At 39.3% G+C, this 25,585-nt stretch carries 29 protein-coding genes; 14 read left to right on the top strand and 15 right to left on the bottom strand.

All coding sequences use genetic code 11. From position 1 onward, the window contains the following. Positions 1-185: 185 nt before the first annotated feature. Both QZ574_RS17955 and QZ574_RS17950 read left to right on the top strand, forming a co-directional pair. Positions 186-1,082, top strand: a complete 897-nt coding sequence (locus QZ574_RS17955; RefSeq protein ID WP_297092110.1) for a prephenate dehydrogenase — start codon at positions 186-188, stop codon at positions 1,080-1,082. Positions 1,083-1,084: 2 nt separating this feature from the next. Beyond that, positions 1,085-2,176: a chorismate mutase gene (locus QZ574_RS17950; protein WP_297092108.1), complete on the top strand. Its 1,092-nt coding sequence runs from the start codon at positions 1,085-1,087 to the stop codon at positions 2,174-2,176. A 32-nt stretch (positions 2,177-2,208) separates the two neighbouring features. Here the strand turns inward: QZ574_RS17950 and rnpA are convergent, their stop codons facing one another. The 3 genes from rnpA to QZ574_RS17935 form a co-directional block, all read right to left on the bottom strand. Beyond that, positions 2,209-2,649 carry a ribonuclease P protein component gene (rnpA, locus tag QZ574_RS17945; protein ID WP_297092107.1) on the bottom strand — a complete coding sequence of 147 codons (441 nt, stop codon included), beginning with the start codon at positions 2,647-2,649 and terminating at the stop codon, positions 2,209-2,211. A gap of 61 nt (positions 2,650-2,710) precedes the next feature. Beyond that, positions 2,711-3,457: a uroporphyrinogen-III synthase gene (locus tag QZ574_RS17940; protein ID WP_297092105.1), complete on the bottom strand. Its 747-nt coding sequence runs from the start codon at positions 3,455-3,457 to the stop codon at positions 2,711-2,713. A 37-nt stretch (positions 3,458-3,494) separates the two neighbouring features. Further along, a complete protein-coding gene (locus tag QZ574_RS17935; protein WP_297092103.1) occupies positions 3,495-4,448 on the bottom strand; it encodes a DUF4271 domain-containing protein in 954 nt (317 codons plus the stop codon). Between the two features lie 140 nt (positions 4,449-4,588). On the opposite strand from QZ574_RS17935, the gene QZ574_RS17930 reads away from it, so the two are divergent. Further along, a complete protein-coding gene (locus QZ574_RS17930) occupies positions 4,589-5,515 on the top strand; it encodes a tRNA-dihydrouridine synthase family protein (RefSeq protein WP_297092101.1) in 927 nt (308 codons plus the stop codon). A gap of 25 nt (positions 5,516-5,540) precedes the next feature. Here the strand turns inward: QZ574_RS17930 and QZ574_RS17925 are convergent, their stop codons facing one another. The 4 genes from QZ574_RS17925 to QZ574_RS17910 form a co-directional block, all read right to left on the bottom strand. Next, the gene (locus tag QZ574_RS17925; protein ID WP_297092100.1) at positions 5,541-5,699 is read right to left on the bottom strand and encodes a hypothetical protein; all 159 of its coding nucleotides are present in this window, start codon (positions 5,697-5,699) and stop codon (positions 5,541-5,543) included. 3 nt (positions 5,700-5,702) lie between these two features. Next, a complete protein-coding gene (gene polA, locus QZ574_RS17920; RefSeq protein ID WP_297092098.1) occupies positions 5,703-8,477 on the bottom strand; it encodes a DNA polymerase I in 2,775 nt (924 codons plus the stop codon). Between the two features lie 26 nt (positions 8,478-8,503). After that, entirely contained in the window at positions 8,504-8,953 is a 450-nt protein-coding gene (locus QZ574_RS17915) for a 6-carboxytetrahydropterin synthase (RefSeq protein ID WP_297092096.1), read from the bottom strand. 72 nt (positions 8,954-9,025) lie between these two features. After that, complete coding sequence (locus QZ574_RS17910) at positions 9,026-9,604, bottom strand: manganese efflux pump MntP family protein (RefSeq protein WP_297092094.1); 579 nt, start codon at positions 9,602-9,604, stop codon at positions 9,026-9,028. Positions 9,605-9,727: 123 nt separating this feature from the next. Here QZ574_RS17910 and QZ574_RS17905 point away from each other — a divergent pair, with 123 nt between their 5' ends. From QZ574_RS17905 to QZ574_RS17895, 3 genes are all read left to right on the top strand, one after another. Then, entirely contained in the window at positions 9,728-10,261 is a 534-nt protein-coding gene (locus tag QZ574_RS17905) for an RNA polymerase sigma factor (protein ID WP_297092091.1), read from the top strand. Continuing rightward, positions 10,206-10,661 (top strand): hypothetical protein, encoded by a 456-nt coding sequence (locus QZ574_RS17900; RefSeq protein WP_297092149.1) that lies wholly within the window; start codon positions 10,206-10,208, stop codon positions 10,659-10,661. Before QZ574_RS17905 ends, QZ574_RS17900 begins: the two co-directional genes overlap by 56 nt. Before the next feature lie 86 nt (positions 10,662-10,747). Continuing rightward, positions 10,748-11,719 (top strand): DUF4252 domain-containing protein, encoded by a 972-nt coding sequence (locus QZ574_RS17895; protein WP_297092089.1) that lies wholly within the window; start codon positions 10,748-10,750, stop codon positions 11,717-11,719. A gap of 29 nt (positions 11,720-11,748) precedes the next feature. Here the strand turns inward: QZ574_RS17895 and QZ574_RS17890 are convergent, their stop codons facing one another. From QZ574_RS17890 to QZ574_RS17875, 4 genes are all read right to left on the bottom strand, one after another. After that, entirely contained in the window at positions 11,749-12,564 is an 816-nt protein-coding gene (locus tag QZ574_RS17890) for a mechanosensitive ion channel domain-containing protein (protein WP_297092087.1), read from the bottom strand. Between the two features lie 109 nt (positions 12,565-12,673). After that, the gene (locus tag QZ574_RS17885; protein WP_297092085.1) at positions 12,674-12,940 is read right to left on the bottom strand and encodes an acyl carrier protein; all 267 of its coding nucleotides are present in this window, start codon (positions 12,938-12,940) and stop codon (positions 12,674-12,676) included. A gap of 145 nt (positions 12,941-13,085) precedes the next feature. Continuing rightward, on the bottom strand, positions 13,086-13,625 hold the full coding sequence (locus QZ574_RS17880; protein ID WP_297092083.1) for a GNAT family protein: 540 nt from the start codon (positions 13,623-13,625) through the stop codon (positions 13,086-13,088). Next, positions 13,612-14,514 (bottom strand): hypothetical protein, encoded by a 903-nt coding sequence (locus QZ574_RS17875; protein ID WP_297092081.1) that lies wholly within the window; start codon positions 14,512-14,514, stop codon positions 13,612-13,614. Before QZ574_RS17875 ends, QZ574_RS17880 begins: the two co-directional genes overlap by 14 nt. A 54-nt stretch (positions 14,515-14,568) precedes the next feature. Between QZ574_RS17875 and QZ574_RS17870 the strand changes: the two genes are divergently transcribed. Genes QZ574_RS17870 through QZ574_RS17860 form a run of 3 tightly spaced genes read left to right on the top strand, consistent with a single transcriptional unit; the run spans position 14,569 to position 17,548 of the window. After that, positions 14,569-15,390 carry a peptidylprolyl isomerase gene (locus QZ574_RS17870; protein ID WP_297092079.1) on the top strand — a complete coding sequence of 274 codons (822 nt, stop codon included), beginning with the start codon at positions 14,569-14,571 and terminating at the stop codon, positions 15,388-15,390. Between the two features lie 3 nt (positions 15,391-15,393). Further along, entirely contained in the window at positions 15,394-16,203 is an 810-nt protein-coding gene (locus QZ574_RS17865; RefSeq protein ID WP_297092077.1) for a peptidylprolyl isomerase, read from the top strand. 4 nt (positions 16,204-16,207) lie between these two features. Then, positions 16,208-17,548: a peptidylprolyl isomerase gene (locus QZ574_RS17860; RefSeq protein WP_297092075.1), complete on the top strand. Its 1,341-nt coding sequence runs from the start codon at positions 16,208-16,210 to the stop codon at positions 17,546-17,548. Here QZ574_RS17860 and QZ574_RS17855 read toward each other — a convergent pair. Further along, positions 17,540-18,163, bottom strand: coding sequence for an HAD family phosphatase (locus QZ574_RS17855; RefSeq protein WP_297092073.1), 624 nt, complete (start codon positions 18,161-18,163; stop codon positions 17,540-17,542). The genes QZ574_RS17860 and QZ574_RS17855 overlap by 9 nt on opposite strands. Before the next feature lie 230 nt (positions 18,164-18,393). Between QZ574_RS17855 and mtnA the strand changes: the two genes are divergently transcribed. The 3 genes from mtnA to QZ574_RS17840 all read left to right on the top strand — a co-directional run bounded on the left by mtnA (position 18,394) and on the right by QZ574_RS17840 (position 20,839). Next, on the top strand, positions 18,394-19,506 hold the full coding sequence (mtnA, locus tag QZ574_RS17850; protein ID WP_297092071.1) for an S-methyl-5-thioribose-1-phosphate isomerase: 1,113 nt from the start codon (positions 18,394-18,396) through the stop codon (positions 19,504-19,506). Further along, the gene (gene mtnP / locus QZ574_RS17845) at positions 19,503-20,255 is read left to right on the top strand and encodes an S-methyl-5'-thioadenosine phosphorylase (RefSeq protein ID WP_297092068.1); all 753 of its coding nucleotides are present in this window, start codon (positions 19,503-19,505) and stop codon (positions 20,253-20,255) included. Before mtnA ends, mtnP begins: the two co-directional genes overlap by 4 nt. A 341-nt stretch (positions 20,256-20,596) precedes the next feature. Then, entirely contained in the window at positions 20,597-20,839 is a 243-nt protein-coding gene (locus QZ574_RS17840) for a hypothetical protein (protein ID WP_297092066.1), read from the top strand. A gap of 61 nt (positions 20,840-20,900) precedes the next feature. Here the strand turns inward: QZ574_RS17840 and QZ574_RS17835 are convergent, their stop codons facing one another. From QZ574_RS17835 to QZ574_RS17825, 3 genes are all read right to left on the bottom strand, one after another. Next, positions 20,901-21,110, bottom strand: a complete 210-nt coding sequence (locus tag QZ574_RS17835) for a dodecin family protein (RefSeq protein WP_297092064.1) — start codon at positions 21,108-21,110, stop codon at positions 20,901-20,903. A 232-nt stretch (positions 21,111-21,342) separates the two neighbouring features. Further along, entirely contained in the window at positions 21,343-21,708 is a 366-nt protein-coding gene (locus tag QZ574_RS17830) for a DoxX family protein (protein WP_297092062.1), read from the bottom strand. Between the two features lie 149 nt (positions 21,709-21,857). After that, positions 21,858-23,006: an SPOR domain-containing protein gene (locus QZ574_RS17825; protein WP_297092059.1), complete on the bottom strand. Its 1,149-nt coding sequence runs from the start codon at positions 23,004-23,006 to the stop codon at positions 21,858-21,860. A 148-nt stretch (positions 23,007-23,154) separates the two neighbouring features. Here QZ574_RS17825 and galE point away from each other — a divergent pair, with 148 nt between their 5' ends. Beyond that, positions 23,155-24,183, top strand: coding sequence for a UDP-glucose 4-epimerase GalE (galE, locus tag QZ574_RS17820; RefSeq protein WP_297092056.1), 1,029 nt, complete (start codon positions 23,155-23,157; stop codon positions 24,181-24,183). A gap of 154 nt (positions 24,184-24,337) precedes the next feature. After that, positions 24,338-25,393, top strand: coding sequence for a dTDP-glucose 4,6-dehydratase (gene rfbB, locus QZ574_RS17815; protein ID WP_297092054.1), 1,056 nt, complete (start codon positions 24,338-24,340; stop codon positions 25,391-25,393). The last annotated feature ends 192 nt before the right edge of the window (positions 25,394-25,585 follow it).

The raw sequence follows: 25,585 nt of genomic DNA, 5'->3' as shown, positions 1-25,585 counted from the left end.
TTTTAACAATAACTATTTTTACTTCTATTTTTATTATGGTTCTGAAACCGGGATCAAAAAGTAAAGTATTGTTAAAACTTAAGATATTTTACAGAAAGGTCTCGAAAAAATTCGGGGCCTTTTTTTTGTTGCTAAACCAAAACAGCTTTGGTAATTGACTAGGAATAAAAAACAGATAGTATAAAATGAAAACAACAGTAATAGGACTTGGCTTAATTGGGGGGTCAATAGCAAAGGACTTGCGAAGATCGGGGTTTGCTACAGAATTAGTCGGAGTTGATGCGAATGCAGATCATGCCAAAAAAGCCCTTGAAATTGGACTGGTTGATAGCATTGAACCACTTGAGAAGGCGGTTTGCGATACCGACCTGGTAATTCTGGCAATACCTGTAAACCATGAACTGGAAGTTTTGCCGCGTGTGCTCGACCTTATTGGCAGTGGTACTACAGTTAGCGATATGGGATCAACAAAAAAAGTGATAGTCGACTCCGTAGCAAAACACAAGCGCAGAAGAAATTTTGTACCTGCCCACCCAATGTCGGGAACTGAAAATTCGGGGCCAACAGCTGCCTTGGAAGGACTGTTTGAAGGCAAAATTGCCATTTTATGCGATCAGGAAAACTCCGGGCCTCAGCACGTTGCTTTAATTGAAAAAATGTTTCAGGCACTGGGAATGGATATCGCCTATATGACTTCGGATGAGCAAGATCATAGTACTGCTTTTGTTTCGCACTTGCCACACGCCGCCGCTTATGCGTTGGCCAACGCCGTCCAAGATAAAGAAGACCGTAAAATTATATTCGATTTGGCAAGTGGAGGTTTTCGCTCAACTGTTCGCCTGGCAAAAAGTTCGGCAACAATGTGGCATCCTATTTTTCAACAAAATCGAGAATATGTTGTTGAATCGCTTAACGTATACATTAAACACCTGATTGAATTTCGGGATAGCATGAAGAGTGCCGATGATGAAAAGATGCTCAAATTAATACGCAATGCCAATAATATTCGTGGAATTTTAGAAGGACAAAATCCACACTTTGTAAAAAATGAAGAACGAATAACAAAACTTTATACAAAATAATCATGACATTGAAATTAGACATTAATCCGATAAAAGCATGGTTGCCAAATATCGACAATCCATTGCTGATCTCAGGACCGTGTAGTCTTGAGACGGAAGAACAAACCATGGAAACTGCCCGTTTACTGGCTAAAGATAAGCGCGTTTTTGTTTTTAGGGGAGGGGTATGGAAACCCAGAACACGCCCGGGATCGTTTGAGGGCGTTGGATCGATTGGATTGAAATGGCTGCAACAGGTAAAAGAAGAAACCGGCTTGCCGGTTGGTACCGAAGTGGCCAACGCCCAGCATACTGAAGAATGCCTAAAAGCAGGATTGGACGTGTTATGGATTGGTGCCCGATCAACAGCCAGCCCTTTTGTAGTGCAGGAAATTGCAGATGTAGTGAAAGGTACTGATGCGGTGGTGATGATAAAAAATCCGGTGAACCCCGATGTGCAACTTTGGGTAGGAGCCATTGAAAGAATTAACCAGGCTGGTATTAAAAATATTGTGGGAATCCATCGGGGATTTACTCCATTTCGTCAAACAAAATACCGCAATTATCCCAACTGGAAAACAGTAATCGAATTAAAACGAACACTGCCAAACTTACCCGTAATTTGTGATCCAAGTCATATTGCCGGAACACGTGAGTATCTTTTTGAAATCTCTCAAAAAGCTTTTGATATGGGAATGGAGGGCTTAATGCTTGAATCGCATCGCGATCCTTCGTGTGCATTAAGTGACGCCGGTCAGCAACTCACGCCTGCTGATCTTGGAAAACTACTTGATAAACTGGTTATCCGTTATGAAAATGCCGACAACCCTGATTTTGAAAACCAACTTGATGTGCTTCGTAACCGAATTGATGCAATTGATGCTGAACTGCTCGAAACGCTTGCATCGCGCGTTGAAATTGTTAAACAAATTGGACAGTATAAACGCGATAATAATGTTACAGCTTTGCAAATGAATCGTTGGACCCAGTTGATGGAAAACCGGGTAAATCTGGGGAAAAGTATGAGTATTAACGAAACGTTTGTTAAAATACTTTTTCAGTTAATTCACGAAGATTCTGTTCGTATGCAGACTGAAATAATGGATGAAGAGTAAATAATGAGAATACAAAGAACAGCTCCGGGATTTTATTCCGGAGTTTTTTTTGTGTTATTAGCGGGTGCATCCGAATGAAGAGCTGACAATTTGAAAAGCGCCTTTTTTATTCCATTTTCTATTCTGTTGTAATCATACAGTTCTTTACCAATAAAAATGAAAAAAACAGCCAGTTGCTGATTCTCAGGGAGTGGCAATAGAATATTTTTATTCAAACGATAAGCTTCACGCATTAGTCTTTTAATGCGGTTTCGTTTCACTGCTCTTTTAAATGTTTTTTTACTCACCGTGAAAGCAGCCTGAACAGGTACTTTAGTTGTAAGATCAGAGGCGATATAAACCACTTTAATCGGAAAAGATAAAAACGATTCACCTTCAGCAAACAGTTTGTCAATTAGCTTTTTGCTGCATAAATGTTCCTTCTTTTTAAAGCCGAAAGAACCCTGAGGCGATATTTTATCAACTATAGGCATAAAATAGTAAAGGCCATACGTCAAACGACGGACGGCCTTTCAAAAGTATATATTTTTCTATTTAATTCTTATTACTCTTTTTGATGTACTGATCCAAGGCCATAGTCATTGATGGCGCCTGGGCAGTAGGAGCTTCAATATCCAGCCTTAGTCCGGCATCGCGAACGGCTTTTGCCGTTGATGGCCCGAAACAGGCTATACGCGTTGAATTTTGCTCAAAATCCGGGAAGTTTTGGTACAGTGATTTTATTCCGGAAGGACTAAAAAATACGAGAACATCGTATTTTATATCTGCCAGATCTGAAAGATCGGCACTTACTGTGCGGTATAAAATTGCTTTGGTATACGAGTATCCTCCCTTATCAAGCAGGCTTGGAATTTCTTGTTTATGAATATCAGATAGCGGCACAAGAAATTTTTCATCTTTATGCTTCTTCATTACATTAACAAGGTCGGTAAATCGGCCATCAGCATAAAAAATCTTACGCTTGCGGTATACGATGTACTTTTGCAAATAAAATGCCGTAGCCTCAGAAATACAGAAATACTTCATAGAATCGGGCACAGTGATGCGCAGCTCCTGTGCAACTCTAAAAAAATGATCGATAGCAGTGCGGCTTGTAAAAATTACAGCCGTATGCTCCAGTATCTGAATTCGTGTTTGGCGAAATTCTTTTGCAGGAACTCCTTCAACTTGAATAAATGGTCTGAAATCAATCTTCAACCCATTTTTTTCTGCCAACTCGAAGTACGGCGATTTAGCTGTACTTGGCTCTGGTTGTGAAACTAAAATGCTCTTGACTTTCAAAATTTTATGCTTTTAATGAGACTTTCCCCCTTCTTATTCAAACAACAACTTTATAAATTAAAAGCAAGGGTAAAATTTCAAGGGTACAAAGGTATAAAAACAGATAATATAACGAAAATTGTTTTTTCAATAATATAATAATCCCCCTGCGAAGTAACATAAGGTTAAAAATACAAAGTATTACAATGCCTGAAAGAGCTATAAATAAAGGGGTTTGAAGGGGAGCATAGGCCACTAAAACAACAATTGGCAAAAGAACTATACTGAGCGAACGGTTAAAATTATCCATATTAAACAAGTATTCCCTTGTTTCATTTTGCGTTTCAAACAGCAATCCTAACACTGTGTAAATAAGTTTTTTGCCAAAAAAGTAAAGTAAAACAGCCCCAAATACAAATGCAAAATATTGGGGATTCAGCATGGCATTCTCCCATTTAAAAAGATTTAAACATTGATAGATTAGGGTGGCAAACAGAAGGTAAAAAATAACATCGAGCCGATATGCAGCATGAAAAACCGGGTAGTTTTTGTCGTTTAACATACGTGCCGTGGTGGCATAATTTAATAACGACAAAAAAAGGTGTTGAATGTATTTGGCATAAGTATACCTAATGGTAGCAAACAGGATTATGGCTAAAAAAATAACGATGGTTAACCAATCGGAGTTTGAATTATCTCTTTCGCGGTTTGGCAGAACCACTTTCGGAATTGATAGCTGCTCCGTATTTAGGTCGTGTTGTTGACGTGCCTGAATATATTTTGAACTGTCAATAAGTAGTTTATTCTCCTGGTTTAATCGCCACTGCCTAATTTGAGTTGCGGTATAGGTCTTTTTTTCTTGTTTGGGTACAACCGTATCGCGCCTTTCAAACGATGTTAACGATTGTGGACGCTGGCGCTGTAAATTATGCTCAATCGATTTATTAACCGGAAGAGTTTCAATTAGGTTTCTTCCTGTAATCGTATCCTGGTATGTGTAATTTGCCGCCATATTTTGTTGCGGCAAAGATACCAAAATATTAAAATCAGAAGGATAAAAAGAAACAACAACTAAAGCCTGTATTTAGGCTTAGTAACAAGGTAATTTTTGTTTCTTTGCAAAACAATATAAATAGATACAAGAGGCAAATAATGATTTACCTGGCTCCATTACAGGGTTTTACCGATTTTGTTTACAGAGCAGCTCATGCAGCGGTTTTTAATTCAATTGATGCTTATTTTATTCCTTATATTTCGCTTAAGCACAACAAGATTTTACCGAAGTATTTTCGCGAGATTTCGCCACAGAATAACCGGCAAATGCGTGTTGTACCACAAGTGCTCGCTAAAGATGGTAATGAACTGGCGCTAATGGCGAAGCAACTTCGTGATTTAGATTATGCTGAAATTAACCTGAACCTGGGGTGTCCGTATCCGATGGTTACTAATCGGGGTAAGGGGGCTGGATTGTTGGCAACACCGGCTAAAGTTTACGAAATACTGGAACGTTTTTTTAGTACATCTGAAGGAGAACTTTCGGTAAAATTAAGGTCGGGTTTGCAATCAGACTCAGAGTTGAGCTCCGTGATTGATGTGCTGAACCAGTTTCCAATAAAAGAGGTAATTTATCATCCTCGTATAGCCAGCCAGTTGTATTCTGGAGAAATTGACGAGAATGCCTATTTGTTTGCCCGTCAGCAGTTAAAGCACAGGCTTGTTTATAATGGCGATATTTTTTCAGTAAAAACTTACACGGAAAAAAAAGAGGTGTTTTTGCAAACAAACACCTGGATGTTGGGACGTGGAGTTCTGATGAATCCCTTGCTGCCGAATGAAATTATGGGCGTGCAATTGTCAAAAGAGAAGCGCGATAGTTTGCTTTTTTTATTTCATAAATACGTGTTGGAAGGCTATCTGGAAGCCATGGATAACGAAGGCAATGCCTTGAATAAAATGAAGCAGTTTTGGATTTATTTTTCACATAGTTTCCCTGCTCATAAAAAGGTATTGAAACTGGTTAATAAAGCAAAAGAAATGAATAAATATAGGTCTGCTATTCGAACGGTTTTTGACCAATAGTAACATAGAGTTGCTAAAAAACGAATTAATTCGAGGAGCAGTTCTCGCGTTCATATTTTTCCATTAAGGCCATTAGCAGGTACATTTCTTTAACCTCACCTTCCGATTGTGGTGCGCTGCAAATTGCTAAAAACCTGTCTAAGGCCTCGCGGTAATCATCTTCTGTGTCAATTTCGTAATTCATTTGTTAGTGAGCATCCAACCAATTATCAGCGGCATTACTTTCAACGGTTAATTGCACACCAATGTTCACTGCATTTTCCATTTCTTCTTTTACCATTTTCTTCATTGTATCCAACTCCGGTTTGTACACATCAAAATTCAGTTCGTCATGTACCTGTAAAATCATTCTCGATTTTAACTGCTGTTCTTCCATGTTTTTATGAATATTAATCATGGCAATTTTAATTATATCAGCAGCAGAACCTTGAATTGGAGCATTTACTGCATTTCGTTCGGCCATTCCGCGAACCACAGCATTGGCCGAATTTATGTCGTTTAGGTAGCGGCGCCGGCCTTTAATTGTTTCAACATAACCGTTTTCGCGGGCTAATTTTATTTGCTTATCCATAAAAGCTTTTATTTTCGGAAAATTCTCGAAATAGCCATCAATAAGCTGCTTGGCTTCTGTGCGTGGAATATTTAAACGCTGCGATAAGCCGAAGGCTGAAATGCCGTAAATTATTCCAAAGTTTGCTGTTTTAGCTTTTCGGCGCATATCGGCATCTACCTTTTCTTCTTCCACCTGGTAAATTTTCGAAGCCGTTATAGCATGAATATCTTTCCCCTCGTTAAAGGCACGTTGCATTTCTTCATCGCCACTCAGGGCAGCCATAATTCGCAATTCAATTTGCGAGTAGTCGGCCGAAAAGAAAGTATGCTCATCATCGGAAGGAATGAAGGCTTTTCTTATCTCTCTTCCCGCAGCATCGCGAATAGGAATGTTTTGCAGGTTGGGATTTACCGAGCTTAAACGTCCGGTAGCGGCAATTGCCTGATTATAAGAGGTGTGTATTTTTCCGGTTTTTGGATTTACAAGCTGGGGCAAGGCTTCTACATAAGTTGAAAGTAGCTTTTTTAAGCCCCTGAAATCCAGAATTTTTTGTACAATCGGGTGCTTGTCAACCAAACGAATTAGCACATCTTCAGAAGTAGAGTATTGTTTGGTTTTGGTTTTTTTGGCGTTGGTGTCAATTTTAAGTTTCTCAAAAAGTATTGGTCCCAGCTGTTTGGGCGACGAGACATTAAAGGTTTCGCCGGCAAGCTCAATAATGGCTTTTTCAAGGTCGATTATTTGCTCGCGCAAAACAACTGCGTATTTATTCAGTTCTTCAGAATTAAGTGTTACCCCGGTACTTTCCATTTTTACCAAAACCGGAATTAAAGGCATTTCCAGTGTTTCAAAAAGTTCGCGAACATTGGTTTTATCCAGTTCCGGATCCAGGGCATTTTTTAACTGAAGCGTTAAATCGGCATCTTCGCACGCATAGTCGCGAAGTTTTTCGGTAGCCACCGATCGCATTGTTAGTTGGTTTTTCCCCTTTTTCCCAATCAGCTGTTCGGTAGGTACCTTCTCGTAATTCAGGTATTGCAAACACAATTGATCGAGGTTGTGTTTCATATCGGGTTGAACAAGGTAATGGGCCAGCATAGTATCGTATAGTTTTCCTTTTACTTCAATACCATAGTTGTTCAGAATAAGAATGTCAAACTTAATGTTTTGACCAATTTTAGTGATGTTGGTATCGGCAAATAATGCTTTAAATTCATTCATTATTTGTTGCGCTTCATCGCGGTTTGGGGGCAAAGTAACGCAGTAAGCTTCGTGCGGACGAAAAGCAAACGACATACAAACAATCTCAGCTAACTGGGTGTCGAGGCCAGTAGTTTCGGTATCAAAACAAAATTCTTTCTGAACGGAAAGTTCGGCACGCAAACTGGCTCGTTGCAATTCGTTTTCAATTAGGTAATACTGGTGTGGAACCGATGATATATTCTCTTTCGTAGCCGGTATTTCTGGTGCAACTTCTTCAGAGCTGCCAAATAAAGTCCCTTGTGTTGCTGATAATTCAGGAGCATCAACAAGTTTCAATCTCGAGATAAGTGTTTTAAACTCCAGCTCATCAAAAAGTTTTTTCAGGTCTTCTTTTTTAATCTCATCACGCATCAGTTGTTTCTTATCAAAATCAACCGGAGCATCGGTTATAATTGTTGCTAAAACTTTTGAAAGTTTAACCTGTTCTTCGTTTTCTTCCAGCCGCTCTTTTTGTTTGCCTTTCAGGTCGTTGGTGTTTTTATAAAGCGCTTCAATGCTTCCGTATTGGGCAATCAGTTTTTGGGCAGTTTTTGGGCCAACACCGGGGCATCCGGGAATATTATCAGCCGAATCGCCCATTAGCCCGAGAATATCAATTACCTGGTCGGCGGTTTCAATGCCAAAATTTTCCTGAACTTCGGGCAGGCCCCACACTTCAACATCTCCTCCGCCCTTACCCGGTTTGTACATAAATACTTTATCCGAAACCAGTTGGGCATAGTCTTTATCGGGGGTCATCATGTAAGTAGTAAATCCTTCTTTTTCTGCCTTTTTGGCCAGTGTGCCAATAACATCATCAGCTTCGTATCCGGCTTTTTCAATAATCGGAATATTAAAGGCTTCAATAATTTTACGAATGTAGGGGATTGATTTTCGCAGGTCTTCCGGCATTTCTTCGCGGTTAGCTTTGTATTCGCTAAACATTTCGTGCCTGAAGGTTGGGGCCGAAACATCAAAAACTACCGCAAGGTACTCCGGGTTTTCTTTTTCAATAAGCTGAACTAAGGTGTTGGTTACCCCAAGCATAGCCGAGGTGTTTACCCCTTTTGAGTTAAAACGCGGATTGCGGATAAAGGCAAAATAACTACGGTAAATCAGTGCAAATGCATCTAAAAGAAAAAGTTTTTGCTGTTTATTTTCAGGCATAATTTAAATTTTCAAGGGTTTAGAATTTACTTGTTGTCTTCGGCAAACCATTCGGCGTAAGAGGTTGCTGTTTCGTAAAGCCGAATGCTGTATAATGAAACACTTGATGGTAATACTTGTTGAAGAATATAAGCAAAATGCACACACATATTTTCTGATGTGGGTTGAAAATCAAACACAATTACACGATCTGTAATCTCCGAAAGATGTGACTTGTGTTTATTTGCATAGGTTTTGCTTACCACAAGACTATGGTCGAAGACCGAAACAATTTTGTCTTTCACCAGCTTTTTGAGCTTTCCAAAATCCAGTACCATTCCGTCTTTTGGGTGGCCTTCCTCGTGTTTTATTTCGCCCAGCAAGGTTACTTCCATATTGTAGGTATGCCCGTGTATATTGCGGCACAATCCATCGTACTGGTAGAGTGCATGGGCCATTTCAAAATGAAACTTTTTGGTAACTCTTATTTTTGCCATTAAATTTTGTTTTTAAAGTGGTGAAATTACGTTTTTCTCCAGGCATTTTATTCATGAAAACAAGAAAAGACACTAAGATGTTGGCAGGAACAGATGTTCAAGCAATATTTTTAAGCCAATTGCAACAAGTATTATACCTCCAACGATTAGAGATTGATGGCTTCTTTTGGCCGATATGCTTTTCCCAAACAGCATGCCCAGCATTGATGCTATAAAAGTAACCGGGCCAATTACCAGCACCGGGTAAAGTATTGGAACATCCAGAAAGCCAAAACTAAGGCCAACCACCAAAGCGTCGATACTGGTTGCCACCGACAGGCCCAGCAATACGCTCCATTTAAAGGGATCAAAACTTTTTAAAGCCCCATCTTCCTTAATTCCGTCAACAATCATCTTCCCGCCAATAAAAGCAAGTAACCCAAAGGCTATCCAATGATCTACAGAGGCAATCAGGTCTTTTAACGCTTCACCTACTAGCCATCCAAGTACGGGGAATAGTGCCTGGAAAAAAGCCAGTGATGCAGCTACCAGAGCTGCCTGGTTAAATTTGATTTCTCTTTTCATTAATCCGCACGAAACGGAAACAGCAAAGGAGTCGAAACTTAATCCTATACCAATGAGTAAAAAAGTTATAAATTTTGCAGTCGTCATTATGTGCGGCAAAAGTAATAAAATATGTTTTTACGCTGGTTCTGGATCTCCGTTTCAGCGGGGCACTGTAATTTTTTCTTAAATGTTGTTATAAAACTGAACCGAACTCGTCCAATATAACAGATGACCACTGATGAGTTTAAAAATAAAGTTCTTCCGTATTCGGTAAAGCTGTACCCGATGTTGTTTCGTATTCTTAAAAATGAGGAAGAAACCCGCGATGCCCTGCAGGAATTAATGCTCAGGCTATGGAAACGTAAGAAGGAACTGGATAATTGTAGCAACCAGTCGGGGTATATAATTACAATGGCGCGGAATTACAGCTTTGATTTACTAAAAAAGAAAAAACCGGAGTTAATGGATGATGCTCATGAGTACCGGCTTTTCAACAAGGAAGCGGAAGAAACAAGTCAGGATGTGAAGGAGAAATTTTACGAGGTACGAAAGGTGATTGACAATTTGCCGGAGAGATACCGGACGGTAATTCAGCTGCGCGACATTGATGGATTTTCTTTTGAAGAGATTAAACAAATGACCGGATATGAAATTGCAAACCTGCGGGTAATCTTGTCGCGGGCAAGGCAGAAGGTAAAACAGGAAGTTGAAAAAATTTACAATTATGACACTACTGGAAAATATGCTAGGGAAATATTATAAGGCAGAAACTTCGTTGGAAGAAGAAAAAGAACTTAAATCAGCGGTTATAAATGACGCGGAGCAGTTAGTTGAGCAAAAAATATTTTCATTTTACCAGGAAGAGGCAGCTGTTCCGCAGGGGCTCGAATCGGATTTATTTGCCGCAATTGAAAAAGAAAGCAATAAAAAGAAAGGTACTCGCAGGCGCTTATATTCTATTATTTCTGCGACGGCTATGGTCGTTATTGTGCTCTCCGTCTTTCTTGATGTAAAAACTAAAAAGAAAACAAAACTGGAAGATCAGTTTTTTGTAATGGAACAAGCTTTATTTCAGGTGTCAGAAAGTTTACAACCTACGCAAGAACAGGATGAAATGTTGGTGCTTTGGGTTGATGATGATGTAGAAATAATAATTAATTAGTGGGTTAAAATCAGCAGGTTAGTGGTTGTTTTTTTGTGAGCCCTTTAATGTGTAATAGTAGTAAAACAATAAAAATGCTAATAAAAATGAAAAAATTAGTTTTAATGGTGTTGGTAATCGGTATTTCACTGCCGGTATTAGCACAGCAGTCTCAGAGTTTTTTTGAGCAGTTAACAGAAAAGTATGCAGAGCAGGATGGTTTTAGTGCCAGTCTGTTAAGTAGCGATATGTTTGAACTTTACCTTCGAAAGAAGAATATTGATGAAGATTCGGAACTGGCCGAGGCTCTTGAAAATCTCGATAATATTATGGTTGTTTCGCAAAGTAAGTTTGGACTGCACAGCACTGGTTTTTTTGAAGGCGATAATAAACCGGCAAAACAACCCACAGCAGGAACTGCAGAATTGCACCAGGAAATTCTGGCACATTATAAGAAAAGTGCTTATTCATTGCTGAAAACCGAAAAGCGAATGGGGGAAGATGTAAAAGTTTATTTGAAGCGTGATGATGAAGTAATTACAGCTTTAGCGTTGGTAACTAAATCGAATTCCGCTACTAACCTTGTCGAGCTGTCAGGGAATATTGATTTGTCGAACGTTGCTTATTTGAACAAAGCGCTTAATCTTCGTGGTCTTGAAAATTTATATAAAATTGATAACTCGCGTTCAGGTTTTTTCTCCGGAGGGAGTACATATCAGCCCTATCATTTTGATGAGGAACAAATAGCAGAGATGGAAGCACGTGCATTGGAAATGGCAGAAAAGGCAAGGCTTTCGGATGAGCAAATTGCTGAAATAGAAAAGCAGGCACAGATTCAATTTGAGAAGCAACGCGAGATGGCAGAGAAATACCGCGAGATGGCGGAGAAATACGGTAGGCAGCCCATTTTTTTGAGTACTCCGGGCGATACCAATACCGTTTATTTTATAGATGGCAAGCAGGTAAAAAGCAAAGAAGTTAAAGATCTTTTGAAGAGGAGTGAGATTGAACAGCTTTCAAAAACAGAAGAGGATGGAAAAACCGTGATCAAAATAACAACAAAAAAGGCTCTCAATTGAGAGCCTTTTTTATGCTATTGTTTATTTAATTATTTGTGAACATGCACATCCATTTGCGGGAAAGGAATGTTAAGGCCTTCCTTATCAAAGGTTTTATAAACTTTTTCGGTTAAATCGAAATAAATTCCCCAATAATTAGCTGCTTCGGCCCAAACACGAACCACTAAGTTAACCGAACTATCTGCCAGCTCGCTAACTGCTATAAAGGGTTCTGCAGGATCGTTAATAATACGGTCGTCTTCTTTTATCAGCTTCATCAATACCTCTTTGGCTTTGTCAACATCATCGCCATAGCCAATACCAAAAGTAAAGTCAACACGCCGTTTTGGTTCAGCCGAAAAATTGGTTAACGAACCGGTTGATAACCCACCATTTGGAATAATAATGGTTTTGTTGTCCGGTGTTTTCAGAATCGTATTAAAAATCTGAATTTCGTTTACAATTCCCGAATGTCCCTGGGCATTAATAAAATCGCCAGCTTTAAAAGGCTTAAAAATCAGAATCATCACCCCGCCGGCAAAATTCTGCAATGTTCCTGATAAAGCCATACCTACCGCCAAACCGGCAGCACCTAAAATGGCAATAAACGAAGTCATCTGAACGCCCATCATCCCGATTACAGCAATCCAAAGCATCAGTTTTAATAAAATGCCAATCATACTGTTCAGAAATCCGCGCAACGAGGGGTCAACATTTTGTTTCTCAAATCGGCGGCGTAAAGCTCCCCTTATAATCGAGATAACCCATAAACCAATAAGAAGTGTGATAATGGCTCCCACTAATTTTGGGCCGTAAAACATTACTAAAGAGTAAAGCTGTTCTGAAAGATTTTCTACTTTTTCCATAATATTTGGTTGTTTTAAATTTATTGTAATATACAAATATTCTTGAAAAATGTTCAAAAAAAAGGGACTCAAATTAACTTGAGTCCCTTTTATAAAATGTTTTTAAAATTTAGTTGCTAGAGTACACCAACTCGCCTTTTAGGTAAATAAGCGTGTCGTTTACATTGGCGAAATTACTAATTTCCTCATCTTTTATACGAATGTTAAAAACGCGTTCGAGGTAGTAAGTAAAAATCGTCCAATCGATGTTGTCGAAATTCAGATCCTCAATAAACGAGGCGCTCAAACAAATGTTATCACGGGTAACACCTGTTTTTCGCAAAACCCGGTAGAGGTTTCTTCGTAACGACTTTTCTGCAATTGTTTCTGTTTCCATTATTTTGTTTTAAAATTCGAACAAATGAATTTACGGGTCAAATATATAAATTTTCAGTTAGTTATGCCTTGTTATTGCTTTATAATCTGTATTATACTATCAGTTTTTCATTGTTATCGACACTAAAAAGCGGAAAAAGTTGCATTTACTGTTTCATTTCTTCTCTGAGTAGGCTATATACCTTTAGGTTCACATAGCCGTTTTTGTGGCGTTCTCCTTGTCGTTCAGTACCTTCAAAAGTGAAACCAAGCTTACCCGGAATTTTTTCACTCGGCAGGTTTCCGGCTGCAACTTTTATTTGTATACGGTTCATCTTTTGTTTCCGGAAAGCAAAACGTATTAGTTTGGCCACACAGCTGGAGATTATGCCTTTTTTTTGCATATTCTTAACCAGCCAATAGCCCAGTTCTGTTTTCCGGTTCACCCAGTCGGTATCTTTAAAGCCAATTAATCCTGCAAAGTTTTCCTGGTAATAAATGGAGTAAACAAGGTCCTTTTTATTGTCGTTTCGGGTTATGCTGGCAATAAATGCTTTGGTATCTTCAACTCGGTTGGTGTATTCAACAAAGGGAAGCCATTTGCTTAAATATTCGCGGTCTTTATCAATGGCCTCGTAAATAACCGGAGCCATTGAGGTATTAACTTGTTCGAGCCTTATTTTGGAATCAACCCTAATGTGTTCCATGCTCTGTTTTTGTTAAATCAAATAGAAATACCTGCTGCATAAAAGAATTGGTTCGCTCGCACGAAACCAGCAGCGTTTGGTTGTTTAAAAAACAAATTCCCTCGGTTTGCGATCCATTAATGCCTTTTAGCTCAATAAACTGACTTTTCCCTTCAAAAAAACTATCTCCTTTAAAATCGGAAAATAACCAGATAAAAGAGTGGTAGTTTTCGTAGCCAACTAAGGCCAGCTTTTGTTTATCCGGACTAATATCAGCTCCGGTAATCAACCCATTTACCTGAAAGGTGTCGATTGGCTGAATTTTATATTCCCCCTTTTTTGTAGGAATTTTATAACGCCAGGTGGTTCGGTCGCGCCAGTTTTTACTAAACAGGTAAATGTGGTTTTTAAAAGCCACCATAGCTTCACAATCATACGGTGTGCTTTTATCGAAATAATGAAAACGGTTTTGGTTTGTGTAACTGAATTTAATTTCTTTTACATCTACCTTTTGTTCCTTTTTTTTCGAAATATCCTTCTTTTTTACTTTATAAATAAGCAGGTTATTGCGGTTGCCCATGTTATTGCCAAAATCACCTACATAAATGGTTTTGTTGTCCTGGGTAATAGATTCCCAGTCCCTGTTTTTGGCGGCATCAAATTCAATTTCTTTTTTTATTTTTCCTGACGCTGCAAAACCGTAAAGTTTATTTTTACCGCCACTGTCGTTAAATCCCCAATACAAATCGTCGTAAATCAGTAAGCCCGACAGTTCTGTTAATTTATCCGAAACCTCAGGAATATATTTTTCTGCCTGCAGCGTTACTGCATCCTTGTTTTCCTTTTTCTCAGGATTTGAACATGAAAAAAGAATGAACATTGCCAGAAGACAGGAGTGAATGTTTGTCATCTTTTTATCTTTACGAGAATTTTATAAAAATCAAAATAAGAAAATTAAATACGAATGAAGAAATTAATTGTATTAATATTAATTGCTTTGGTTGGCTTTGGCGTTTCGTGCAGCAATGCAACACAAAAAGAAAAAAATAATCTTGTACTAATTAAAACCAGTTTTGGCGATATTAAATTAAGGCTGTACGATGAAACACCCGAGCATAAAAAGAATTTTATAAAACTAATTGAAGAAGGGTATTACGAGGGTTTACTTTTTCATCGAGTAATGAAAAACTTTATGATACAAGGTGGCGACCCTGATTCGAAAAATGCAACACCCGGGCAGCGTTTGGGTAGCGGTAATCCGGGCTACACCTTGCCGGCTGAAATATTACCACAGTATTACCACAAAAAAGGTGCATTGGCAGCAGCTCGCCGCGGAGGTCCTTCAAATCCGGAGAAACGCTCGAGTGGCTCGCAGTTTTACATTGTTCAGGGCGAAGTGTTTACCAGTGGCAAACTGGATACAATGGAAATGATGTTGAACAGCCGGGCCAAAAACGATTTTGTAAAACAAAAATTTGATGCGGCAAAAGACGAACTCGATGGCTACAGAAAAAATAACGACCGCGATGGATTTAATATTTGTGTTGCAGAGTTAAGAGAAGCAGCCGATAGTGCATGGGCACTGCAACCCAAACGAATGTTTACCGAAGAGCAGCGAAAAGACTATACCACTATTGGCGGTTATCCATCGTTAGATGGCGATTACACTGTTTTTGGCGAGGTTGTTGAAGGACTTGATGTGTTGGATAAAATTGCAGCGGTTGAAACCGATAAAAACAACCGGCCAGTTGAAGATATTAAAATGGAGATTGAATTTACGAAGTAGCTTATGGTGAAAACGTTCTTAATTATATGTTGTATTTGTGTTTTGGGGTTTCAGTCTGATGCGCAGTCGCGAATTGTTGAAATAGCCACAAATTATGGCAATATGCGTTTTAGCTTGCACGACGATACGCCCAAACATCGCAATGCGTTTATTGAGCTTGCTGAAGACGGGTATTACGATGGTACCCTGTTTTATCGGGTTATTGAAGATTTTCTGATTCAGGGTGGTTCTAAAAGCTCGCGAAATGCCCCTCCCGGGAAACGTATCGGGTATGGCGACCCGGATAAAACGGTTGACGATGAAATTCTTAAACACTATTTTCATAAAAAGGGATCGTTGTGTGCTCCGCGCCAACCCGATGAGATTAATCCCTTTAAGCAGTCAGATATTTCTCAGTTTTTTATCGTTAAAGGCAGTGTGTTTACTCCCGGCGCTCTTGATACAATGGAGTTGGCGGTAAATCGTCCAATACGTAAAAAAATCATTGCGAAGTATATGACTCCGGAAATTCGCGGGCAACTAAAGCAATTAAAGCAAGAGAAAAAAGTAACAGAATTCAGAGCCATAGCAAATGATATAAAAGCAAAAATAGAGGCCGAATACAACCTTACTCCGGGGGTGCTTGAGTTTTCTGAAGCACAGCGCCAGGCCTATACAAACGTGGGAGGCTACCCCGAACTGGATGGTAGTTACACCATTTTTGGCGAGTGTATTGCCGGTTTTGATGTAATTGATAAAATCGCGGCATTAAAAACCGACAGCAACAACCGGCCGTACAACGATGTTAAAATAAAGGTGCGGGTGATTCAATAGGACGATGAAGATAAAACAGCTCATAATATTGGTGGCTATTGCAATAGTTGTAGGCGCATGTGGAAACAAAACAGAGAAGCAAACGCAGCATAAAGCTGATGCGATAAGCGAACCGGAGAACACCAACTCACGCCAACAGGATGAATGGAATCGTTTGCTGCCATCAATTGCTAAAATTGATTCGTATGACGGCACGCGAATTCTGGAATCGGGGCAGGGCTTTTTTGTGGGTGAAAACCTGCTGGTAACCAAGTATTCATTGGTCAATCAGGCTACAAATGTTTCGGTAACACCTTTTAACGAAAACAGAAAGTACACCGCACATGGTTTTGTGGCTTTCGACCGTATTAACGATCTGATTATTTTGCAGGTAGATAGCATAAAACGAGAACCAATTACACTTTCAGCGGATACGATTCCCAATTTTACAAAATCACTATATGTGGCTCCAAAAACCGGAAAAACGTTGCAGCTTTTTACCGGGAAAGTACTCAATCTTGCAACGGTTAGGGGGACTAAACTTTATCGGATTACAAACCGAATAAGAAAATCGCAGTTTGGCGCACCAATTTTTGTTGATGGAGGAAAAGCGATTGGGGTAGCCTATTCAGGAACAGTAAATTACGAAATGCAAAGTTTTGCGATACCGGCTGAATTTATCCTGGCAATGCTTCGAAAGAAAAAAAATGAAGCGGAACCTTTGGAAATTCTCAAAAATACCGCGAATGAAAAAATTGCTGCAGAGAACAGAAAAATAAAAGGACTTGTTTTGGAAACCGATGCCGGAGATATAAGCATAAAGTTGTTTAATGAAACACCCGAGTATCGCGATAATTTTATTCGTTTGGCCAAAGAAGGTTATTTTGATAGTTTACTGATACACCGTGTGATTAAAGACTTTGGTATACAGAGTGGTGCAGCCGATACCCGTTATGCCAAACCTGGCGCTAATGTTGGGTTTCGGGGGCCGGGTTACACCATTCCGGCTCACCTGGTGTCCGGCTTGTACCATAAACGCGGAATGATTGGATCGCCCCGTAAGCCAGATACAAAAAACCAGCGACGACGATCGGACGGATCGCAGTTTTATATTGTTAGCGGCCGAAAATATTTCGATAATGAGCTGGACGACCTGGAAGAAACCAACAACTATAAATTTTCGGCAGCGCAACGTAACGCCTATAGAACAGTGGGCGGAGCACCTCACCTCGATGGGAGTTATACCGTTTTTGGGCAGGTAACTTCAGGAATGTATGTGGTAGACCAAATCGTTCAGGTAGAAACCGATCGTAGATGGCGTCCCGTTAAAGACATTCGAATCAGGCGTGTCCGGATTTTAAAATAATTCAGCCATTTCCATGCCTTCTTGCAACCAAAAGGTTTGTAATCCGGCCTGTTGGGCGCCAATTATATTCTTTTCCAAATCGTCAACAAACAAGGTTTCTGCCGGAACAACATTGGCCAGCGAGATTACTTTGTCAAACGAACTTACCTCTGGTTTTCGGTCGTTAAGTTCGTGCGAGTAATAAACCGCATCAAATAACGATGGAAAGTCGATACCATGTTGCGCTTTAAACTCGGGGAGCAATTTGTCGATATGAATTTGGTTGGTGTTGCTAAAAAGAAAAACCTTATAATTTTTACCGAGTTCCAACAGCTTTTTTACCCGGTTTTCAGGAATATCCAGAATCATAGCATACCAGGCATCATCAATTTCAGTGTCGCTGGCATTGGAGTTATTAAGTAGTTTCCTTACTGTAGTTCTGAATTCATCCGGACTTATTTTGCCAATTTCCAGCTGGTAAAATGCCGGATCGGCATAGGCATTTTTATGGTCTAACAGTTCGCCGTTGCTGCCCAGTTGCTGAAACGCTTGTATTGATGCATCAAAATCGAGGTTTAATAAAACCCGGCCTAAATCGAAAATGATATTTTTAATGTTCGAAAGGTCTGCTTTCATTTCTTAAAATTTATTCTGCGAAATTAAACATTTAGGTAAAATCTTTTTTAATTTCATGTTAAACTTGTTGCTAACAAAAATAGCAGGCTTTCCGGATTGAAATAATTCAAACCCATAAAGCCAAAATTCAGGTAATGAAACGAGCATGATAAAAGTTACTCACACCTAAGTGAAAGATTAAAAACAGGCGAGCTTCATTTAGAACCACCTGAAAACTAAAAATTTTAGGCATGAAAATTAAGGGAACACATCATCATACCATTTGGATAAACAAAACAAACCCGGCAATAGTTGAGGTTATCGACCAGCGAAAACTGCCGTTTTGTTTCGAAGTTTTTCAATTGCTCACTCCCGGTGATGCTTATTTCGCCATCAAAGAAATGGTGGTAAGAGGCGCCCCTTTGATTGGTATTACAGCAGCCTACGGTATGTACCTGGCTCTTTTTAATTTAAAGACAACAAATTTTGAACAGGAAATTCGCGCAGTTGGCAACCATTTAAAAACAGCAAGGCCAACAGCTGTTAATTTGGCTTTTGCAGTTGACGAACTCCTAAATTTTATACTCGAAAACAAAAATAAGAAAGCCCTTACAGAGCTGGTGCTGGCAAAAGTGGAAGCTTTAAAGCAAGAAGAAATAAACTTTGGAGCAGCCATTGGCGAGCACGGCCTCAAGCTTATTGAAGCCATTTATAAGAAGAAAGGCGCAGTAGTAAATATTCTTACTCACTGTAATGCCGGATGGTTGGCTTGTATCGACTGGGGAACAGCTACTGCTCCCATCTACAAAGCATTTTTAAAAGGAATTCCCGTGCATGTTTGGGTAGATGAAACACGTCCGCGTAACCAGGGAGCTCGCTTAACAGCCTACGAGCTTGGCGAACAGGGCGTGCCGCACACAGTTATACCAGACAATACCGGTGGCCATTTAATGCAGCACGGAAAGGTTGACCTGGTAATTGTTGGCAGCGACAGAACTACAAGTACCGGTGATGTGGCCAATAAAATTGGAACCTATTTAAAAGCATTAGCAGCTTTTGATAATAAAATACCCTTTTATGTGGCACTGCCCTCAAGTACTTTTGATTGGGAAATGACAGATGGTTTGAAAGAAATTCCAATTGAAGAGCGCGATGGAACAGAAGTTGCCGAAATTGAAGGGTGGCATGAAAATGAATTAAAATCAGTGAATTTAATTCCTGAAAATAGCAAAGTTGCCAATTATGGATTTGATGTAACCCCGGCACGATTGGTTACGGCTTTAATAAGCGAACGTGGCATTTGCAAGGCCAATAAAAAAAGTATTTCAGAGATGTATCCTGACAAAATAAAAAATAAGTTATGACAAAAATTGCAATAATTGGAGGCTCAGGACTGGAGGATCCGAATATCCTGCATGAACCCAGTGAAGTGGAGCATAAAACACCATACGGAATGCCATCGTCGACCTTTAAGTACGGGAAAATCGGAGGAGTTGATGTTTGTATTTTATCCCGGCATGGCCGCGATCATTCTATTCCGCCTACACAGGTAAATAACCGCGCTAACCTTTGGGCAATAAAGGAGCTCGGATGCACGCACATACTGGCTACAACAGCTTGCGGAAGTCTTAGGTTAGAAATTGGCAGAGGAGAACTTGTTGTGCTTGACCAGTTTATTGATTTTACGCGGTTTAGGAAAAATACTTTTATCGAGAATTTTGAAAACGGTCAGTTGCATCACACGCCAATGTCCGACCCGTTTTGTTGGAATATACGCGAGAATTTGATTGACAATGCCCGTAAACTTAATCTCCGCTTTCATAAAACCGGAACGGTAATTACCATTGAAGGGCCACGATTTTCTACACGAGCCGAATCAAATATGTTTCGGACCTGGGGTGCCGATGTTATAAATATGTCGACCGCACCCGAGTGTATTTTGGCTAACGAGCTGGAAATACCTTATGCCGCAGTGGCATTAAGTACCGATTATGATTGTTGGAACGTAGATGAAGCCCCGGTTACCTGGGAAGAAGTGTTGAGTGTTTTTAACGAAAATGTTGGGAATGTAATTAAACTTCTTTCTGAAACCATAACGTCATTTAAAAAATAGGTGCAACAAACGAGTGAAAATACGATTTTGGCATAACATTTGTAAGTTGTTTAACAACTGCATCAAAGCCATGAAACGCAGTTTTTATTACCGTTCAGTTAGTACTAAATAATTCAGCCAACCTGCTTTGTTTGGCTATTCAGTTTCCGGCGGCGTCTCTATATCGAGGGCCGCTTTTTTTTATGTGTTTTCTATATTGAGGCATGAAAATAATGTATTTCTTTCGTTTGATGTATTGTTGTCTTTTTTTGCTTATTGGTTGCCGTAATTCTTCACCAATAGTAACAGAAGAATTAGTAAAATATTCTGCTCCCTTCTATCTGCAAAAACCGGGTTTACAGTTGTATTATTTTGGAATAAGAACCGAGCGATTCTTTTATCTTGAAAACGAAACCGGGCCCTGGATTTTGAATGATAATCATATTTACGCTGCCGAACCAGTAAATCTTGTGGGTTTTGATGAATATATTTTTATACAATACGACCTTGCCCGGCAGCTTGACTCTTTGCTTTTAAAAAAACACCAACGATTACATTTCAGTTCGGCCGGGCTTGTTTTGGAGGGTAGGAAACGAAGCACATAGTTACTGATGCCAGCTTAATACCGGCATAATTTGGGGGCTTAAATTAAACCACAAACAGCAGCTAATCTTCGTATTTAAACGATACTTTCAGTTTAACACGATACGATTCAATTTCGCCTGCGTTGATGTGCATATCCATCTGGCAAACTTCTGCAATTCGTAAATCACGCAACGATTTTGAGGCCATAGTTATGGCATTCTGAGCGGCTTTTTCCCACGATACGGGGCTACTTCCTACCAACTCCACGATTTTGTAAACACTGTTAGGCATAACGTTTCAATTTTGGTTACTAATAAACTGTAAAGGTTTTCATACTATTAAAATTATTTGTTCTTAGCGGTATAGTATGGAACTCGCACGTATTTTTATAATCCTCTCGGGTGTAATGTTTTACATGCTCGTTTCATTTTACGAAACGTAAACGCAAATAGTTTGGTGGCAGGAAGTTATTTTTTCGGGAAACAGGGGGGTAATGTTCCGGTTGTTTTTGATGCCAATACAGCTATCCCAAAAGAAAACGGCCGACAATAACCAGTAAGAGAAAGAGTAAAACGATGATATTAATTATTAATTCACCTTTTTCATCCCTGCGGTAATGAACTATAATGGCCAAAATCATAATAACAGCAAGCCCAATTGCAGCCAACGGTATCAAAATCATTAATGTAGCATATACACCGGGTAAAAAAAGCCCCAATCCGCCAAGCACCTCAAAGCTTCCGATAATTTTTAGCTGTGGTTGCGAGAAGTCGTCTATCCATTCAAAAACTTTTTCAAGTTTTTCTTTGTGTAAAACAAGCTTAATTGAACCGGAGGTTAAAAAAAGTGCAGCTAAAATAATTTGTATAATCCAGAGTGCTATGTTCATAAAGCAGTTTTTTACATAACGCTTGCAAGCGTTATTTGTTATTTGTTGAATTAAAATTCAGTTGTTTTGCTTCCAATTATACGGGGTTCTATTTCTGAACTGAGGCTTTACAGCACACAGGTTTGTTCAAATCAATAAGTTTTAAAATTTTATTTTTTGTAAACCCAAAGTTCTGCCCCGGGATTGTTATTCATATATTCATTTTTCGCCCTTTCTGCTGCATCAAAGGTTTTATAACTGCCAATACCAATAATAAAAAAACGACCTTTTTTCCCAACATGAAAAGCCTCGTGTCCTTTTTGTTGAAGTTCGAGCAGGTAATTATCGGCATTTTCTTTTACCGAAAAACTACCACCTACCAGGTAGTACCGAATAGAATCAGCACTTTGAATTTCTGCAGGAATTACTTCTTCCTCTATGCTTGAAACACTGGTGTCACTTGCTGCAAGCGAATCCTGAACGAATACAGTAACAGTGTCAGTTGCAAGCGTGTCAATATTTACCTCAGCTGTCGGTTTCGTTTCTTCAATTAATAGGGTATTGTTTGTATGGTTTAGTTCGGTAGGGGCAGGATTTTGTCCTTTCCACCAAATAAAACCGGCAACTGCAATTAACGGAACAAGAATTAATAAAAACAACCAGGCTTTTTTCTTCTTTTTTTCTTCTTGCTCAACAGGTTCCGTTTCTGTAATTTGTTGTGGAGATTTCTCTTTCGCTGTTTTATCCCACCCTGCTTCGCTGTTTGTTTGCTCAGCTTCAATTTCTACAGGTTTTGCTGCAGCACTTTGTATTTCGGTAGAGGGTTCTTCATCCGATTTTTCAATTAGAATGTCTTTCGCTTCCGGCTCAGGTTCTTGCTCTAACTCTATTGTCTCCTGAGGTTCCGGTTCATCAACGCTTAAGGCTTCCAGTCCAAACGAGTCAAGTAGCATATTTTCGTCTTCAGCAGCGCTGAAGGAAATTTTGCCCTGTTCGTTATAACTCAGTGTTCCAACACCTTCAATGAATACTTCGTCGCCTTTGTCGAGCTGAAAAAGAATTTCATCGCGTTCTTTTTCAACTTTTAGTAAGGCATCAAAATGCGAAATGTGTAGTTTTTCAGCAATATGCCCAATCAGTAGCCCATCATTGTTTTTCAGATGATCGTTAAAAGTTATGGCTTTCGACGGGGGTTTTATTTCATCGCTGTTATCGTTGATTTCCGCCGGGCGATACTCTGAAACAAAAGCACCAAACCCGGGAATTGTTACAATATCGTTTTGTAGCAGAAGGGTATATATTTCTTTACCGAAACTCACTTGTTTAATTTTAGATGGTAAAATTACAAAACATAAAGTAATCTGCAATTCCCTAAAAATTAAGTTTTCTGAAAAGGTAAACTTGTTTTGGTAACGAAAGAAAAATATGTTCTTATTTTCTTATTTTTACAGCTCAAACCAAAAAAACATGGCAAAAAAAATCTTAGTAACAGGAGGAACCGGCTATATTGGTTCCCATACAGTTGTTGAATTACAAGAGTCGGGCTACGAGGTTGTAGTAATTGACGACCTTTCCAATTCAAGTCTTGATGTTTTAGATAACATCGAGAAAATTACAGGTAAGAAACCAACTTTTGAGCAATTTAATTTAGCTGATAAAGAGAAAACAGTAGATTTCTTTAAACGAAATGAAGGCATTGAAGCCATTATTCATTTTGCCGCATTTAAAGCGGTTGGTGAATCAGTGGGTATTCCCTTGGAGTATTACCGAAATAACCTGGTTTCGTTAATGAACCTATTAGATTGTCAACGAGAGTTTAATGTTGAAAACATTGTTTTTTCATCGTCGTGCACCGTTTATGGCCAGCCCGAAAAGTTGCCGGTAACCGAGGCTACACCACGAAAAGATGCCGAATCGCCTTACGGAAACACCAAACGGGTAAGTGAAGATATTTTAAAAGAGAGCGTAGCTGCTTATCCCGGAATTAAAGGAATAGCGCTTCGTTATTTTAATCCCATTGGGGCACATCCAACAGCTCTTATTGGAGAGCTGCCTTTAGGAGTACCACAAAACCTGGTGCCGTTTATTACCCAAACAGCGGCCGGTTTGCGCGATGAATTAAAAGTTTTTGGAGATGATTATAATACGCCTGATGGCTCAGCCATTCGCGATTATATAAATGTGGTAGATTTGGCAAAAGCGCATGTAATTGCTATTGAGCGTTTACTGCAAGGTAAAAACAAAACAAATTACGAAATCTTCAACCTTGGAACAGGAGATGGTTTGTCGGTGCTTGAAGTGGTTACCGGTTTTGAACGTGCTACCGGCCTTAAGCTAAACTACAAAATTGTTGACCGCAGGGCAGGAGATGTGGAACAGATTTGGGCAGACACTACTTATGCCAATGAAGAATTGGGCTGGAAAGCAGAGAAAGGCCTGGACGAAACACTCTTGTCGGCATGGAACTGGGAGAAAAAGGTGCGGGGAATAGAATAAACGTATCAGGTGAAATAAAACAGATTAAATAGGCAGTGCTTAAAGGCACTGCCTTTTTTCTGATTGTATTTCAGAAAAATTGAACATATTTTACTTTCCTGCAATTTCTAATTCTCTGACGAAAAAGCTACATTTGAACATAAATAACTTGAACATGAAAAAAACAATATTAATAACAGGGGGCGCCGGATTTATCGGTTCGCATGTAGTTCGTTTATTTGTAAATAATTATCCCGATTACAAAATTGTAAATCTGGATAAGCTTACCTATGCCGGAAACCTGAACAATTTGAAGGATATCGAAAATAAACCCAATTACGAGTTTGTGAAAGGCGATATTGTGGATAGCGATTTTATTCAAAAGTTATTTATTGAGAAGCAGTTTGATGGTGTTATTCACCTGGCTGCCGAGTCGCATGTGGACCGTTCCATATCAAATCCAACGGAGTTTGTATTTACCAATGTTATTGGCACTGTTAATTTGCTAAACGCCGCTAAGCATATCTGGAAAGACAATTTTGAAGGCAAACGCTTCTATCATATTTCAACCGATGAGGTTTATGGCTCATTAGGCGACGAAGGAATGTTTACCGAAGAAACCGCTTATGATCCTCACAGTCCGTATTCGGCATCAAAAGCCAGTTCCGATCATTTTGTGCGGGCCTATAACGACACTTTTGGTGTACCCGCTGTAATTTCAAATTGCTCTAACAATTATGGTTCGTTTCAATTCCCCGAGAAGCTGATTCCATTGTTTATTCATAACATTAAAAACAACAAGCCTTTGCCGGTTTACGGTAAAGGCGAAAACGTTCGCGACTGGCTTTGGGTAGTTGACCATGCCCGGGCCATTGATGTAATTTTCCACCAAGGGAAAATTGGCGAAACCTATAACATTGGTGGTTTTAACGAATGGACCAACATCGACCTGATTCGGGTGATGTGCCGCAAAATGGACGAAAAACTGGGCCGTGAAATTGGAACCTCAGAAAAACTGATTACCTATGTAAAAGACCGTGCCGGGCACGATTTGCGTTATGCTATTGATGCCACAAAAATTAAAAATGAACTGGGCTGGGAACCATCATTACAGTTTGAAGAAGGCATTGAAAAGACCATCGACTGGTACCTGGCAAATACCGAATGGTTGGAAAATGTAACTTCGGGCGATTACCAGAAATATTATGAAGAGCAGTATGTGAAAAGATAATATCTGTAGCAATAGAGATAAAATGAGAAAAGGATACAGCGACGTATCCTTTCTTTTTTTTGAAAAGTTAAGAAAGTACAGAAAACCAAAAATAATGGCATAAAAGTTTTAGGAGCAGAAATTTATACTATCTTTGCGCCACATTTTTCAAAATTAAAAAATAGAATTATGCCAGTAAAAATGAGATTAGCG

It is taken from the genome of uncultured Draconibacterium sp. (assembly GCF_913063105.1).
In the GTDB taxonomy this organism is placed as follows: domain Bacteria; phylum Bacteroidota; class Bacteroidia; order Bacteroidales; family Prolixibacteraceae; genus Draconibacterium.
Note: the sequence above shows the minus strand (reverse complement) of the source record. Positions and strands in the feature narration are given on the sequence as shown.

Coding starts and splice junctions, on each gene's coding strand:
- QZ574_RS17955 (WP_297092110.1), top strand. CDS start 186: ATGAAAACAACAGTAATAGGACTTGGCTTAATTGGGGGGTCAATAGCA.
- QZ574_RS17830 (WP_297092062.1), bottom strand. CDS start 21,708: ATGAACATAGCACTCTGGATTATACAAATTATTTTAGCTGCACTTTTT.
- rfbB (WP_297092054.1), top strand. CDS start 24,338: ATGAAAAAAACAATATTAATAACAGGGGGCGCCGGATTTATCGGTTCG.
- polA (WP_297092098.1), bottom strand. CDS start 8,477: ATGCCTGAAAATAAACAGCAAAAACTTTTTCTTTTAGATGCATTTGCA.
- QZ574_RS17855 (WP_297092073.1), bottom strand. CDS start 18,163: ATGAAAGCAGACCTTTCGAACATTAAAAATATCATTTTCGATTTAGGC.
- QZ574_RS17935 (WP_297092103.1), bottom strand. CDS start 4,448: ATGGCGGCAAATTACACATACCAGGATACGATTACAGGAAGAAACCTA.
- QZ574_RS17870 (WP_297092079.1), top strand. CDS start 14,569: ATGAAGAAATTAATTGTATTAATATTAATTGCTTTGGTTGGCTTTGGC.
- QZ574_RS17915 (WP_297092096.1), bottom strand. CDS start 8,953: ATGGCAAAAATAAGAGTTACCAAAAAGTTTCATTTTGAAATGGCCCAT.
- QZ574_RS17885 (WP_297092085.1), bottom strand. CDS start 12,940: ATGGAAACAGAAACAATTGCAGAAAAGTCGTTACGAAGAAACCTCTAC.
- rnpA (WP_297092107.1), bottom strand. CDS start 2,649: ATGCCTATAGTTGATAAAATATCGCCTCAGGGTTCTTTCGGCTTTAAA.
- QZ574_RS17930 (WP_297092101.1), top strand. CDS start 4,589: ATGATTTACCTGGCTCCATTACAGGGTTTTACCGATTTTGTTTACAGA.
- QZ574_RS17875 (WP_297092081.1), bottom strand. CDS start 14,514: ATGACAAACATTCACTCCTGTCTTCTGGCAATGTTCATTCTTTTTTCA.
- QZ574_RS17835 (WP_297092064.1), bottom strand. CDS start 21,110: ATGCCTAACAGTGTTTACAAAATCGTGGAGTTGGTAGGAAGTAGCCCC.
- galE (WP_297092056.1), top strand. CDS start 23,155: ATGGCAAAAAAAATCTTAGTAACAGGAGGAACCGGCTATATTGGTTCC.
- mtnA (WP_297092071.1), top strand. CDS start 18,394: ATGAAAATTAAGGGAACACATCATCATACCATTTGGATAAACAAAACA.
- mtnP (WP_297092068.1), top strand. CDS start 19,503: ATGACAAAAATTGCAATAATTGGAGGCTCAGGACTGGAGGATCCGAAT.
- QZ574_RS17865 (WP_297092077.1), top strand. CDS start 15,394: ATGGTGAAAACGTTCTTAATTATATGTTGTATTTGTGTTTTGGGGTTT.
- QZ574_RS17950 (WP_297092108.1), top strand. CDS start 1,085: ATGACATTGAAATTAGACATTAATCCGATAAAAGCATGGTTGCCAAAT.
- QZ574_RS17905 (WP_297092091.1), top strand. CDS start 9,728: ATGACCACTGATGAGTTTAAAAATAAAGTTCTTCCGTATTCGGTAAAG.
- QZ574_RS17880 (WP_297092083.1), bottom strand. CDS start 13,625: ATGGAACACATTAGGGTTGATTCCAAAATAAGGCTCGAACAAGTTAAT.
- QZ574_RS17890 (WP_297092087.1), bottom strand. CDS start 12,564: ATGGAAAAAGTAGAAAATCTTTCAGAACAGCTTTACTCTTTAGTAATG.
- QZ574_RS17910 (WP_297092094.1), bottom strand. CDS start 9,604: ATGACGACTGCAAAATTTATAACTTTTTTACTCATTGGTATAGGATTA.
- QZ574_RS17925 (WP_297092100.1), bottom strand. CDS start 5,699: ATGAATTACGAAATTGACACAGAAGATGATTACCGCGAGGCCTTAGAC.
- QZ574_RS17895 (WP_297092089.1), top strand. CDS start 10,748: ATGAAAAAATTAGTTTTAATGGTGTTGGTAATCGGTATTTCACTGCCG.
- QZ574_RS17860 (WP_297092075.1), top strand. CDS start 16,208: ATGAAGATAAAACAGCTCATAATATTGGTGGCTATTGCAATAGTTGTA.